The organism is Haloarcula salina (genome assembly GCF_010119195.1).
GTDB lineage: Archaea > Halobacteriota > Halobacteria > Halobacteriales > Haloarculaceae > Haloarcula > Haloarcula salina.
The window spans coordinates 66,245-78,819 of sequence record NZ_WRXL01000003.1 but is presented as its reverse complement, the minus strand read 5'-3'; the positions used below and the strand labels follow the sequence as shown (position 1 = coordinate 78,819).

The 12,575-nt window shown below is 68.9% G+C and carries 13 protein-coding genes and 1 tRNA gene; 11 read left to right on the top strand and 3 right to left on the bottom strand.

What is annotated here, in order from left to right; translation table 11 throughout:
- Nucleotides 1–43 precede the first annotated feature (43 nt).
- Genes GM656_RS08785 through GM656_RS08765 form a run of 5 tightly spaced genes read left to right on the top strand, consistent with a single transcriptional unit; the run spans nt 44 to nt 3,361 of the window.
- Nucleotides 44–244 carry a DUF4177 domain-containing protein gene (locus GM656_RS08785; RefSeq protein WP_162413300.1) on the top strand — a complete coding sequence of 67 codons (201 nt, stop codon included), beginning with the start codon at nt 44–46 and terminating at the stop codon, nt 242–244.
- The gene (locus GM656_RS08780; RefSeq protein WP_162413299.1) at nt 241–1,311 is read left to right on the top strand and encodes a hypothetical protein; all 1,071 of its coding nucleotides are present in this window, start codon (nt 241–243) and stop codon (nt 1,309–1,311) included. Before GM656_RS08785 ends, GM656_RS08780 begins: the two co-directional genes overlap by 4 nt.
- A 51-nt stretch (nt 1,312–1,362) precedes the next feature.
- Nucleotides 1,363–1,947 carry a biotin transporter BioY gene (locus tag GM656_RS08775; RefSeq protein WP_162413298.1) on the top strand — a complete coding sequence of 195 codons (585 nt, stop codon included), beginning with the start codon at nt 1,363–1,365 and terminating at the stop codon, nt 1,945–1,947.
- Complete coding sequence (locus GM656_RS08770) at nt 1,944–2,648, top strand: energy-coupling factor ABC transporter ATP-binding protein (RefSeq protein WP_162413297.1); 705 nt, start codon at nt 1,944–1,946, stop codon at nt 2,646–2,648. Before GM656_RS08775 ends, GM656_RS08770 begins: the two co-directional genes overlap by 4 nt.
- Entirely contained in the window at nt 2,642–3,361 is a 720-nt protein-coding gene (locus tag GM656_RS08765; RefSeq protein ID WP_162413296.1) for an energy-coupling factor transporter transmembrane component T family protein, read from the top strand. The genes GM656_RS08770 and GM656_RS08765 overlap by 7 nt, the downstream gene beginning before the upstream one ends.
- Here GM656_RS08765 and GM656_RS08760 read toward each other — a convergent pair.
- Nucleotides 3,358–4,188 carry a hypothetical protein gene (locus tag GM656_RS08760; RefSeq protein ID WP_162413295.1) on the bottom strand — a complete coding sequence of 277 codons (831 nt, stop codon included), beginning with the start codon at nt 4,186–4,188 and terminating at the stop codon, nt 3,358–3,360. The two genes, GM656_RS08765 and GM656_RS08760, sit on opposite strands and share 4 nt — an antisense overlap.
- A gap of 66 nt (nt 4,189–4,254) precedes the next feature.
- The gene (locus GM656_RS08755) at nt 4,255–5,052 is read right to left on the bottom strand and encodes a DUF5781 family protein (protein WP_162413294.1); all 798 of its coding nucleotides are present in this window, start codon (nt 5,050–5,052) and stop codon (nt 4,255–4,257) included.
- A 274-nt stretch (nt 5,053–5,326) separates the two neighbouring features.
- Between GM656_RS08755 and GM656_RS08750 the strand changes: the two genes are divergently transcribed.
- Nucleotides 5,327–7,513 (top strand): elongation factor EF-2, encoded by a 2,187-nt coding sequence (locus tag GM656_RS08750; RefSeq protein ID WP_162413293.1) that lies wholly within the window; start codon nt 5,327–5,329, stop codon nt 7,511–7,513.
- Nucleotides 7,514–7,699: 186 nt separating this feature from the next.
- Here GM656_RS08750 and GM656_RS08745 read toward each other — a convergent pair whose 3' ends face one another.
- Nucleotides 7,700–8,809, bottom strand: coding sequence for a M48 family metalloprotease (locus tag GM656_RS08745; protein WP_241692731.1), 1,110 nt, complete (start codon nt 8,807–8,809; stop codon nt 7,700–7,702).
- Between the two features lie 148 nt (nt 8,810–8,957).
- Between GM656_RS08745 and GM656_RS08740 the strand changes: the two genes are divergently transcribed.
- From GM656_RS08740 to GM656_RS08720, 5 genes are all read left to right on the top strand, one after another.
- On the top strand, nt 8,958–9,491 hold the full coding sequence (locus GM656_RS08740; RefSeq protein WP_162413292.1) for an amino acid-binding protein: 534 nt from the start codon (nt 8,958–8,960) through the stop codon (nt 9,489–9,491).
- Nucleotides 9,488–10,435 (top strand): homoserine dehydrogenase, encoded by a 948-nt coding sequence (locus GM656_RS08735; RefSeq protein WP_162413291.1) that lies wholly within the window; start codon nt 9,488–9,490, stop codon nt 10,433–10,435. Before GM656_RS08740 ends, GM656_RS08735 begins: the two co-directional genes overlap by 4 nt.
- 259 nt (nt 10,436–10,694) lie before the next feature.
- Nucleotides 10,695–11,960 (top strand): translation elongation factor EF-1 subunit alpha, encoded by a 1,266-nt coding sequence (tuf, locus tag GM656_RS08730; RefSeq protein WP_162413290.1) that lies wholly within the window; start codon nt 10,695–10,697, stop codon nt 11,958–11,960.
- Nucleotides 11,961–11,963: 3 nt separating this feature from the next.
- Nucleotides 11,964–12,275: a 30S ribosomal protein S10 gene (gene rpsJ / locus GM656_RS08725; protein WP_004515425.1), complete on the top strand. Its 312-nt coding sequence runs from the start codon at nt 11,964–11,966 to the stop codon at nt 12,273–12,275.
- 151 nt (nt 12,276–12,426) lie between these two features.
- Nucleotides 12,427–12,498 (top strand) — tRNA-Ala (locus GM656_RS08720).
- Nucleotides 12,499–12,575: the final 77 nt, after the last annotated feature.

Sequence of the window (12,575 nt, the reverse complement as noted above, 5' to 3'; positions counted from 1 at the left end):
CCGCAGGACTCGCCTTTTTCAGCGAGCCGCGTTTCCTCTCGGCATGGCCTCCGATCGAACCACCTGGGAGTACGAGACGCTCCGACCGCACCGCGGGTCGACGAAGAAGGAAGCCGTCGACCCGAAAGACGAACTGAACGAACTCGGTGCCGAGGGGTGGGAGCTCGTCGACACCGTCGAGTACGTCGGCGGGGGGACGAAGTACCTCCTGTTCAAGCGACCGGCGGCGGACGGTGACGGATGAGCGACGCGGACGACGTCGACGCCGACCCAGAGTCCGACACCGAGATCGAGACGGGCGGCGACATGGACATCAGCACGGCCAACACGATGCGAGAGCGGGCCGACGAGAGCCGGTTCAAGCTCTGGGTGATGCTCAGCGCGAACCGCCTGTTCATCACCGCTGCCCTCGCTCTCGGCGTCTTCGCCGCGTTCGTCTCGCTCGGGACGTTCGTCGTCCCGGAGTTCGTCTCGACGCTCCAGTCGGGAGACACGAAGTCGACGCTGTTCTCGACGATGCTCGGTGCGATCCTCACCGGGACGACGCTCATCGTCACCATCAGCCAGCTCGTCATCTCACAGGAGAACGGCCCGCTCGGCGACCAACACGAGCGGATGAGCAACACGATGGACTTTCGCGACTACGTCAGCGAGCTGTTCGACGGTCCGACTCCCGCCGACCCGTCGGCGTTCATGCTGAAGCTCGTCGACGAGACGCGCCGGCGTGCGAAGGCGTTGCGAGATTCGGTCTCCGGGCACGACGACGACGACCTCCGGGAGGAAGTCGACGAGTTCACCGACAGCGTCACGGGGAACGCGGACGAGGTGGGCGACCAGCTCGACGGGACGAGCTTCGGCTCCTTCGGGGTGCTGTTCGCCGCGCTCAACTTCAACTACGGCTGGAAGATCTTCCAGGTCGAGCGCCTCAGACACGACCACGCCGACAGCCTCGACGACGAGACCGACCTGCTGCTGTCGGAGCTGCGGACGACGCTCTCGATGTTCGGACCCGCCCGGGAACACATCAAGACGCTGTACTTCCAGTGGGCGCTCATCGACCTCTCGCAGCTCATCCTCTACGTGGCCGTGCCGGCGCTCGTCGTCACCGCCGGGATGCTCTCGTTCTTCGGGAGCGGCCCGATACTCGGCGTCACGTTCGGCGTGCAGAACGTCCTCTGGCTCGTCGGCGGAGCGTTCACCGTCTCCCTGCTCCCGTTCCTCCTGCTGGTGTCGTACATCGCCCGTATCGCGACGATCGCCAAGCGGACCCTCGCGATCGGTCCGTTCATCCTCCGCGACTCTCAGCGGTGAGAAGGGCGGTGAACCAGTGGCTATATCTCGGTTGACGAGAGAGGGTAGCGCATGTCACAGCAACACGAGTCCGTCGATCTGGTGGGCGACGAGACGGTCAAGTACTTCACGACGGCGGTGCTGCTCGCGGCGCTGACGGCGGCGCTCTCGCAGATCTCGATACCGATTCCGGGACCGCTCCCGCCGTTCTCGCTGCAGCCGTTCGGGATGTTCTTCGCCGGGCTCCTGCTCGGGCCGCTGTGGGGCGGCGTCGCGCTGTTGCTGTACCTGCTCGTCGGCATCGCGGGCGTCCCGGTGTTCTCGAACGGCAACGCCGGCCTGGGCTACGTCGTCGCCGGGCAGGGGACCGGCGGTTTCCTCGTCGGCTTCCTCGTGGGCGCGGTCGTCGCGGGCGCGATCGCCCACCGGAGTACCGAGCCGCGTGACCTCGGCGATATCTCCGTCCCGGTGCAGGTCGGCGCGCTCGTCGCGGCCGTCGCCGTCGTCTACGCCATCGGCGTGCCGTGGCTGTCGATGGTGACCGGCCTGCCGCTCGTCCGCGCGGCGACCGTGATGGCTCCCTACGTGCCCCTCGACCTCGTGAAGCTCGCAGTCGCCGTCGTCATCGTCGAGGGCGGCTACCTCGCCAGTCGATGATCGAGGTCCGCGACCTGGTGTACCGGTACGGCGACGCCACTGCGCTCGACGGGCTCTCGCTGTCGATCCCCGACGGGCAGTACTGCCTGCTCGTCGGGCCGAACGGCGGGGGCAAGACGACGCTCGTCCGGCAGTTCAACGCCCTGCTGACGCCGGACTCGGGGTCGGTCCGCGTCGACGGGACAGACGTGACTGCGGACCCGGTCACCGCCCGCACCCGAATCGGGATGGTGTTCCAGCACCCCCGCGACCAGTTCGTCGCCGCGACCGTCGGCGCCGACGTGGCCTTCGGCCCGGAGAACCTCGGGCTCGACCGCGGCGAGATCGACCGGCGCGTCGCCTCGGCGCTCGCCGCAGTCGACCTCGACGGGCGGGCCGACGCCCGCATCGACGCCCTCTCCGGGGGCGAGCAGGCCCGCGTCGCCATCGCCGGTGCGCTGGCGATGGAGCCGGACTACCTCGTGCTCGACGAACCGCTGGTGGGACTGGACTGGCCGGCTCGGCAGTCGGTCCTCGCCCAGTTGGACGCGCTCGCGGCCGACGACACGGGCATCGTCGTCGTCACGCACGACCTGCGGGACCTCCACGAGCGGGCCGACCGCGTCGTCGGCCTGTCCGACGGCCGGGTCGTCCTCGACGAGTCGCCGGCGGCCGCGCTGGACGCCCTGTCGGACCTCGGCGTCCGCGATCCGCGATGCTGAGCTACCGCCCCGGCTCGTCGCTCGCCCACCGCCTCGACCCGCGGTCGAAGCTCCTCGTGCAGTTCGGCCTCGCCGTGGCGGCCGTCGCGTACCCGACGCTTCCGGGCGTCGTCGCCGCGACCGCGGTCGGGCTGACCGCGCTCGCCGCCGCGCGCCTCTCGCCGCTCGCGGTGCTCCGCTCCTATCGAGTCGTCGTGGCCGTGCTGGCGCTCGCGCCCCTCGTCGCCGGCGTCGCGCTCGGCCCCCCATGGTTTCGGGTCGAGCCGGCGCTCCGCTCGGCGCTCTACGTCGGGCGCGTCCTCCCGATACTGTTCGTCAGCGCCGCCTACCTCGTATCCACGCCGGTCCGGGAGACGCGTGCGGCCGTCCAGCGACTCGTTCCGGGGAAGCCGGGCCAACTCCTCGGCGTCGGCATGGCGCTGGTCGTCAGGCTGTTCCCGCTCGTGCTCGCGGACGTGCGCGAGGTACGGGACGCCATCCGGGCCCGCGGCGGCGAGCGACGGCCGGTATGGGTGCGAGCGCGGTTGCTCGCGGTCCGGTCGCTCTCGCGGACGCTCGACCGCTCGGACCGGCTCTCGCTCGCGCTGCGCGCCCGCTGTTTCGCCTGGAACCCGACGCTCCCGGCGCTCGCCTTCGCGCGCCGCGACTACCCGGTGGCGCTCCTCGGCGTCGCGCTGGCGCTGTCGCCGCTCGCCCGCGCGTTCCCGCTCTAGTCCGCCGCTCGCGCTTCGGCCGTCTCCGTTCGGCTCCGCCGGTCGAACGCCCTCTCGACCCAGGCCGGTCGCTCGACCGACCGGGGACCGACGTCGTAGCGGATCGTCGTGTTGACGGCGGCGCGGGTCCCGTCCAGCGGCCCGGTGTAGCGGACCGTCGCCCGCTGTACGAGCCCTTCCCCGGTGACGACGACGCGGAGGCTGCTCGTTTCGGTTCGGTCGAGCGCCGCGGTCCTGGCCCGGTAGCCGCTCAGGTTCCGCGCCAGCAGCGTGTACGTCGCCGGGTCGGTGTCGGTGTCGACGAGCGACGCGTCCTCGGCGACGAGCGACTCCGAGACGGCGAGGCCGGTCCCGCGGTACGGGTACTGCTGATCGGCCGTGATGACCGTGTACCGGCTTGTCCCGTTCGCGTACCGGAACCGAACCACCTGGACCGAGGCGTTCGCCCACGTCTCCTGCCCCACGAACCCGGTCGCACTGTGCTGGGCGCTGCCGGTGGCTCGCTCCCAGGTCCGGCTCGCGCCGTCGTCCCCGACGATTCGGCCCCCGACCAACCGCCGGACCGTCGTCCCGTTCGCCAGCCGGACGGTCCGCGAGAACTCGACCGTGTAGCTCTCGCGTTCGAGGATCTCTCGGTGGGCCGCGGCGAGGCGCTCGTAGTCGTCGACCCCGCTGGTCGTCACGCCCGGCGGGAGCGACGGTTCCGACGTGGGGACCGGCGCGGGCGTCACAGTTCGGACGGGCTCCGACTCGACCGCACTGAACGCGCTGCAGCCGGCCAGTACGAGACAGAGCGTCACCGCGACGGTGAGCGAGCGATGTGACACGTGCGCGTGTAGGGGCGCGGAGGTCAAACCGCTATTGCCGGTCTCGGCGACGTGGCGAGTCGCGCGTCAGTCGGCGGCCCGTCCGCTCTCGCTGACCGCGTAGGCCCGCGTCACGTCCACCAGGGCCTTGCGGAACTCGGACTCGTCGGGGTCCGGCGAGAGCGACGCGAAGTGGTGTTTGAACTCGGTGAGCCGAATCTCCGTCGCGTCCTGTGCGGCCGCGTGTGCGAGGTCGTAGAGCCTGTCGCCCTCGTCGACGAGGTCGTGGCGCTCACACAGCGCCAGCGCGAACGCCGCGTTGACGGCAGTGATTTCGGGGTCCGCGGCCGGCGTGAGTCGCGCCGCCGGCTCCGACGGTCGCCGCGTCCGCGTCGGCGAGCCGGCTCGGTCCCACGACGGCGGCTCGCCCGGACGGTCCGCGACGGCGGCCGCGAGGCTGGCTTCGAGGAACGGGACCAGCTTGTCGCCGGGAACGACCGGCATCCAGACGTCGTCGGCGTACACGTCCTTCATGTGGTTGGCGATCTGGTAGCAGTGGGTGAGCTTCCGGCGCTCGACCGAGCGGCCGGCCAGCGCGAGGTAGATGGCCTCCCGCGTCGACTGGGTGTGCGAGGGATGCTCGCGCTCGTGGTGGTGCATGTGCGCGTACTCGTGGAGCGCTAGCTCGCGAGCCATCGCGCTCGTCGCGGCCTGTCGCGAGATGGTCAGCCGGTGGCCCGACTCGCCGTGGCTGACCCGCGTCCGCTCGTCGGGGTCCTCGCGGATGCGGACCGTGACGGGTCGGTCGAGGTCGTGCTCGGTCGAGAAGAGATCCCGTGCCCCCAGAAACGGTTCGGCGGGGCCGCCCCGAACGTGAACGTCCATGTGTGATGTTTGCACGGGCCGAACAGCTATTAATCCACGGATGGGGGCGACGTTCGCGGTCACCGTGCGAGACGAGAGGGGCCACTGGTCGGACGGTGTCCTCCCCCTGAACTGTCAGAGGACAGACTGAAACCGTCGGAATCGAGGTGGTAGCGGCCGCCGCTCAGGAGGGCGGTATTGCGAGAGGGTCCCACGCGAACGGGCGGATTTCGCACGGACGAGGCCGTGACGAAACACTATCCTTTTGACCCTGCTGTTGATAGGCAACTGTATAATGGGCCGACGCAAGAAGATCGTCCAAGAATGTGAGACACTGATGGACGACCCGGAGCACATCCGGAACATCGCCATCGCTGCTCACGTCGACCACGGAAAGACGACACTGACGGACAACCTGCTGGCCGGTGCCGGCATGATCTCCGACGACACCGCGGGCCAACAGCTCGCGATGGACACGGAGGAAGACGAACAGGAGCGTGGGATCACCATCGACGCCGCGAACGTCTCGATGACCCACGAGTACGAGGACCAGAACCACCTCATCAACCTCATCGACACGCCGGGCCACGTCGACTTCGGCGGCGACGTGACCCGCGCGATGCGGGCCGTCGACGGCGCGCTCGTCGTCGTGGACGCCGTCGAGGGCGCGATGCCCCAGACGGAGACGGTGCTCCGGCAGGCGCTCCGCGAGGGCGTCAAGCCGACGCTGTTCATCAACAAGGTCGACCGCCTCATCTCCGAACTGCAGGAGGGGCCCGAGGAGATGCAAAAGCGCCTCCTCAACGTCATCGACGACGTCAACGACCTCATCCGCGGCATGACCGAGGAGATGGACGACATCGACGACTGGACCGTCTCCGTCGAGGAGGGGACCGTCGGCTTCGGCTCCGCGCTGTACAAGTGGGGCGTCTCGATGCCGTCGATGCAGCGCACCGGGATGGACTTCGGCGACATCATGGAGCTCGAACGCGCCGACAAGCGCCAGGAACTCCACGACCGGACGCCGCTGTCGAACGTCGTCCTCGACATGGTCTGTGAGCACTTCCCGAACCCCGTCGACGCCCAGCCCCGGCGTATCCCGCGCATCTGGCGCGGCGACGCCGAGTCCGAACTCGCCGAAGGCATGCGCCTGGTCGACGAGGACGGCGAAGTCGTCCTGATGGTCACCGACATCGGCGTCGACCCCCACGCCGGTGAGATCGCCGCCGGCCGCGTCTTCTCCGGCACGCTGGAGAAGGGCCAGGAACTGTACGTCTCCGGGACCGCCGGCAAGAACCGCATCCAGAGCGTCGGCATCTACATGGGCGGCGAGCGCGAGGAGGTCGAGCACGTCCCCGCCGGGAACATCGCCGCCGTCACCGGCCTCAAGGACGCCATCGCCGGCTCAACCGTCTCCTCGGTCGAGATGACGCCCTTCGAGTCCATCGAGCACATCTCGGAGCCGGTCATCACGAAGTCCGTCGAGGCACAGAACATGGACGACCTGCCCAAGCTCATCGAGACGCTCCAGCAGGTCGCGAAAGAGGACCCCACCATCCAGATCGAGATCAACGAGGACACCGGCGAGCACCTCATCTCCGGCCAGGGCGAACTCCACCTCGAAGTCATCGGCCAGCGCATCGAGCGCAACCAGGGCATCCCGATCAACACCGGTGAGCCCATCGTCGTCTACCGCGAGGCTCCCCAGCAGGAGTCCCGCGAGGTCGAGGGCATCTCGCCGAACCGCCACAACCGCTTCTACATCTCTATCGAGCCGCTCAGCGAGGACATCGTCGAGACGATCAAGATGGGCGAGGCCTCGATGGACATGCCCGAACTGGAGCGCCGCGAAGCGCTGCAGGAGGCCGGCATGGACAAGGATGACTCCCAGAACATCGAGCACATCCACGGGACCAACATCCTGCTCGACGAGACGAAGGGGATCCAGCACCTCAACGAGACGATGGAGCTCGTCATCGAGGGCCTCGAAGAAGCCCTCGACGAGGGCCCGCTCGCCGCCGAGCCGGTCCAGGGCTCGCTGCTGCGCCTCCACGACGCCCGTCTCCACGAGGACGCCATCCACCGCGGTCCGGCCCAGGTCATCCCGGCCGTCCGCGAGGCCGTCCACAACGCCCTCGTCGACGCTAGCATCAAGCTGCTCGAACCGATCCAGCAGGTCCGCATCGACGTGCCCAACGACCACATGGGCGCCGCGAGCGGCGAGATTCAGGGCCGCCGTGGCCGCGTCGACGACATGTACCAGGAAGGCGACCTGATGGTCGTCGAGGGCGTCGCGCCCGTCGACGAGATGATCGGCTTCTCCTCGGACATCCGCTCCGCGACCGAGGGCCGCGCCTCCTGGAACACCGAGAACGCCGGCTTCCAGGTCATGGCCGACAACCTCCAGCCGGAGAAGATCACCGAGATCCGCGAGCGCAAGGGCATGAAGACGGAACTGCCCGAGGCCATCAACTACTTCTAAGTACCGTTTTACGTCACCCCCTCTCCTCGCACGCTCTGTGAGCGCGCTGCGGAGAGCGGGTTCGTAAAAATCTACGCTAAAAACGCCCTTCTCGCTCCCGCTGGTCGCGAGAAGTGAAACCGCGCGCCGACGGCGCGCGGTATGCGTTCCGCGCCGCGCGCTATCTGCGTTCGGGCTCAATCGCTGCTACTCCGCTGTTGCCTGCGCCCGCAACCGATCGATCCGGTCGCCGAGCGCCGGCGTCCGCGACAGCGGGTTCGGGACCCGGCGGCGGCTCGGCTCCATCCCGTGGACGGCGGCGTACCGTTCGAGGGCGGCGGCGACGGCGTCGGGACCGATCCGCTCGGCGGCGACGTCGTCGGCCGCCTGGACGCCGCGGCGGGTGAGCAAGAGGCCGCCGAGGACCGCCGCGACGCTCGCACCGAGCAGGGGGAGCGCCGGCCCGGCGTCCTCGAAGAGAACGAACAGCGGGACGGCCGCGGCGAGTACCGTCGCCATCGTTCGCGCGAGGACGCGAGCGCGGAGCCGACCGGCCTGAATCGCGAGCAGCGCCGCGGCGGTCTCGTCGTCGAGCGCGTCGAGGAACGTGCTCGTGACGAACAGCCGGCGGTAGCCGGGCGGGCCGCGGACGGTCGCGCTCGCGGTCTCCTCGCTGTCGGTTTCGAGGACGCGAGCGTCTCGAACGGTGAGGGCAGCGCGTTCCCGGAGCGCGTCGAGGCGCTCGGCCGCCGCGTCGGTCGGCCGCCGCGTCGAGCGCAGGAGCGGGATCACCCACGGCGCGGCCACCTGGACGACGACGACGAAGGCCGCGAGCAGCGCCATCGTCGCGAGCGTGGACGACCCGCCTTCGAGCGGAACCAGGACGAGCGTGGCGAGGACGCTGACGCCGAGCACCCAGCGCGCCATCCGGGCCAGCGCCCGCGGGGTCGAGAGGTCGATGTCGCGGGCCTCGCGCACGCCCCGAACGGTGGGCGCGTAGGCCGCGAGTCCGACGAATCCCGCGGCGAGGAGTTCGAGGAAATCCGCGACGAGACCGCCGACGAGCGACGCGTCGGTCGCGAGCGCACTGCCGAGCAGCGCCGGACCGAATCCCATGGAGCGAAAGACGACGTACGCGACCAGCGCGAACGGGAGGAGGACGCCGCCGTACAGCAGGCGGTACTTCGAGACGGGGTTCGAGAGCCGGCGCGCGACCGCGTTTCCGACGAGCCCGATGACGAACGCGACGAGCAGTAACGCGCCCGCTGTCGTCACTGCAACCGCTATCGACGGTGGATCGGCCTGGAGGGCGTACACGAACGAGTGGCCTCGCCGCCGCGACAAAAATGTAGCGCCAACTGCGCGGGCGACACGGTCGCCGTCTCCGACCAAACGGACGGTTTCTTATACGTGCCCCTGCTGAGTCACCCACAATGAACCGAGATCCCCAGGAGGTGAGCGGGCGATGAGCGACTCGACCGACGAGGTGCAGTCCTACACAGTTCGGCTGGAACTGGTCGACGAGCCGGGCGAACTGCTGCGAGCGCTCGAACCCATCGCCGACAACGGCGGGAACCTCCTCTCGATCTTCCACGAGCGGGGGAACGTGACCCCGCGGGGGCACATCCCCGTGGAGGTCGACCTCGAGGCGACCCCCGAGCGGTTCGGCGGGATCGTCGACGCGCTGCGCGACGCGGGCATCAACGTCATCCAGGCGGGGGCCGAGCAGTACAGCGAGGCGCTCACGGTCGTCCTCACCGGCCACCTCGTCAACACCGACCTCTCCGATACGCTCTCGCGGATCCACGAGTCGTCGGACGCGACGGTGACCGACCTCTCGCTGTCGGCGCCGGCGGGGACGACCGACGAGTCGAGCGCCCGGATTCGACTGGCCACCGAGGAGGGGGCCGTCGACCGGACGATGTCGGCGGTTCGGACCGTCGCCGACGAGAAAGACCTGCGGGTCATCGAGCCGCTCGCCGCGGGAGGCGACCGATGAGGCTCGCCGTGATCGGCGCCGGCGCAGTCGGCTCGTCGGTCGTCGAACTGGCCGCCGACTACGGCCACTCGGTCACCGCCTTCGCCGACTCCGGTAGCGCCGTCGTCGACGCAGCGGGGATCGACACCGACGCCGCTCTGGAACGGAAACGGACTGACGGTGCCGTCGGCTCCGTGGACCCGAGCGAGGCGCTGTCGGCCGACTACGACGCGCTCGTCGAGGCGACGCCGACGACGCTCGGTGACGCACAGCCCGGGTTCGGCCACGTCGAGGCCGCGCTCGAACGGGACCGCCACGTCGTACTGGCGAACAAGGGACCGGTCGCGGAGCGCTACGCCGACATCCGCGAACTCGAACGCGAGAGCGCGGGACGCGTGCTGTTCGAGGCGACCGTCGGCGGCGCGATGCCGGTCCTCTCGACCATCGCGGACTTCGACCCACGACACATCTCCGCCGTCCGGGGCGTCCTGAACGGGACGGCGAACTTCATCCTCTCGCGGATGGCCACCGAGGGACTCGACTACGAGCACGTGCTGGCGGAGGCCCAGGACCTCGGCGTCGCCGAAGCCGACCCGACCTTCGACGTGGACGGGACCGACGCGGCGCTGAAGGGCGTCATCGTCGCCAACGTCCTCGCCGACGACGGCACGGAGTACACGCTCACCGACGCCGACGTCGAGGGGATACAGGAGATCACCGGCAGCGCGCTCGAACTCGCCCGCGAGGACGGCCGGACGGTCCGACTCGTCGCCGAAGTCGTCGAGGGCTCCGTCCGCGTCGGCCCCCGACTCGTCCCGGAGAACGCGCCCCTGGCCGTCTCCGGCACGCGCAACATCGCCCAGCTAGAGACTGAACATGCCGGCCAGCTCAACATCTCCGGACGGGGGGCCGGCGGCCCGGAGACGGCGAGCGCCGTCCTCGCCGACGTCGGCCGACTGGAGTAGCGAGCGCGACGACTCTTTCCGCCGTTTCCTCGTCTTTCTCGAACGCGTTTCGCGTCCAGTGTCCCGTTACGGGCCGCGTGCCGCGAGACGACAGCTCGTCGATCGGCCGGCATGGCCTCTCCGGGTGCGCGTCCGACCCATGTCATTGCGTGCCGAATCGCAGGAAAGCGACCGCCTGACGCTTACACGCTTTCGAAATCGTTTTATGAACCACCAGCCAACAAACCCGATACAGCGCCCCTGCGCGTGAGAGATAACAATGAGCGACGAACAACACCAGAACCTGGCCATCATCGGCCACGTCGACCACGGGAAGAGCACGCTCGTCGGCCGACTCCTGTACGAGACAGGATCGGTACCTGAGCACGTCATCGAACAGCACAAGGAAGAGGCCGAGGAGAAAGGCAAGGGCGGCTTCGAGTTCGCCTACGTCATGGACAACCTCGCCGAAGAGCGCGAGCGCGGTGTCACCATCGACATCGCCCACCAGGAGTTCACCACGGACGCCTACGATTTCACCATCGTCGACTGTCCTGGCCACCGCGACTTCGTGAAGAACATGATCACCGGCGCGAGCCAGGCCGACAACGCCGTGCTCGTCGTCGCCGCCGACGACGGCGTCCAGCCGCAGACCCAGGAGCACGTCTTCCTGGCCCGCACGCTGGGCATCGGCGAACTCATCGTCGCCGTCAACAAGATGGACCTCGTCGACTACGGCGAGGCCGAGTACAAGAGCGTCGTCGAGGAGGTCAAGGACCTCCTGAACCAGGTCCGCTTCGACACGGAGAACGCGAAGTTCATCCCTGTCTCTGCCTTCGAGGGCGACAACATCGCCGAAGAGTCCGAGCACACGGGCTGGTACGACGGCGAGATCCTGCTGGAAGCGCTCAACGACCTGCCGGCCCCGGAGCCGCCGACGGACGCGCCGCTCCGCCTGCCGATCCAGGACGTCTACACTATCTCCGGCATCGGGACGGTCCCGGTGGGCCGCGTCGAGACCGGCATCCTGAACACGGGCGACAACGTGAGCTTCCAGCCCTCGGACGTCTCCGGTGAGGTCAAGACGGTCGAGATGCACCACGAGGAAGTCCCGAAGGCCGAGCCCGGTGACAACGTCGGGTTCAACGTCCGTGGCGTCGGCAAGGACGACATCCGCCGCGGCGACGTCTGTGGCCCCGCCGACGACCCGCCGTCGGTCGCCGAGACGTTCCAGGCCCAGATCGTCGTGATGCAGCACCCGAGCGTCATCACCGAGGGGTACACCCCGGTCTTCCACGCCCACACGGCACAGGTCGCCTGTACCGTCGAGTCCATCGACAAGAAGATCGACCCGTCGTCCGGCGAGGTCGCCGAGGAGAACCCCGACTTCATCCAGAACGGGGACGCCGCCGTCGTCACGGTCCGACCCCAGAAGCCGCTCAGCATCGAGCCGTCCTCCGAGATCCCGGAGCTCGGTTCGTTCGCCATCCGCGACATGGGTCAGACCATCGCCGCCGGCAAAGTCCTCAGCGTCAACGAGCGATAACGCATGTCCCAGCAGGCACGCGTTCGGCTCGCGGGCACGAGCCCCGAGGACCTCGACGACATCTGCGCCGACGTGCGGGAGATCGCGAACAAGACCGGCGTCGAACTCTCCGGTCCGGTTCCGCTCCCCACGAAGACGCTGGAAGTCCCGACCCGCAAGTCCCCCGACGGTGAGGGGACCGCGACGTGGGAACACTGGGAGATGCGCGTCCACAAGCGGCTCATCGACATCGACGCCGACGAACGGGCACTGCGCCAGCTGATGCGCATCCAGGTTCCCAACGACGTCTCCATCGAGATCGTCCTCGAGGACTGAGCGGACTCTCGGCGCGTCGCAAGCGCGACGCCCCAGCCGTGTCCGCCCGAACCGCTGGCCGGGACACGCCCCGACACAGTGTGAATCGCTATCGAAGGCCGCTCTCACACGCAGGGTTTTTACAACTCCGCGTTCGAGTGGCAGACTGCGCGGGCTCGTAGATCAGTGGCAGATCGCTTCCTTCGCAAGGAAGAGGCCCCGGGTTCAAATCCCGGCGAGTCCATTCCATTCCGTCGTTCTCCCGCGTCGTGGGTCACCCTCATCGCTCGTGAAGCTTTTTGACGGTCATTCTCTGGAGCG

Coding starts and splice junctions, on each gene's coding strand:
- GM656_RS08785 (WP_162413300.1), top strand. CDS start 44: ATGGCCTCCGATCGAACCACCTGGGAGTACGAGACGCTCCGACCGCAC.
- GM656_RS08780 (WP_162413299.1), top strand. CDS start 241: ATGAGCGACGCGGACGACGTCGACGCCGACCCAGAGTCCGACACCGAG.
- GM656_RS08775 (WP_162413298.1), top strand. CDS start 1,363: ATGTCACAGCAACACGAGTCCGTCGATCTGGTGGGCGACGAGACGGTC.
- GM656_RS08770 (WP_162413297.1), top strand. CDS start 1,944: ATGATCGAGGTCCGCGACCTGGTGTACCGGTACGGCGACGCCACTGCG.
- GM656_RS08765 (WP_162413296.1), top strand. CDS start 2,642: ATGCTGAGCTACCGCCCCGGCTCGTCGCTCGCCCACCGCCTCGACCCG.
- GM656_RS08755 (WP_162413294.1), bottom strand. CDS start 5,052: ATGGACGTTCACGTTCGGGGCGGCCCCGCCGAACCGTTTCTGGGGGCA.
- GM656_RS08750 (WP_162413293.1), top strand. CDS start 5,327: ATGGGCCGACGCAAGAAGATCGTCCAAGAATGTGAGACACTGATGGAC.
- GM656_RS08740 (WP_162413292.1), top strand. CDS start 8,958: ATGAGCGACTCGACCGACGAGGTGCAGTCCTACACAGTTCGGCTGGAA.
- GM656_RS08735 (WP_162413291.1), top strand. CDS start 9,488: ATGAGGCTCGCCGTGATCGGCGCCGGCGCAGTCGGCTCGTCGGTCGTC.
- tuf (WP_162413290.1), top strand. CDS start 10,695: ATGAGCGACGAACAACACCAGAACCTGGCCATCATCGGCCACGTCGAC.
- rpsJ (WP_004515425.1), top strand. CDS start 11,964: ATGTCCCAGCAGGCACGCGTTCGGCTCGCGGGCACGAGCCCCGAGGAC.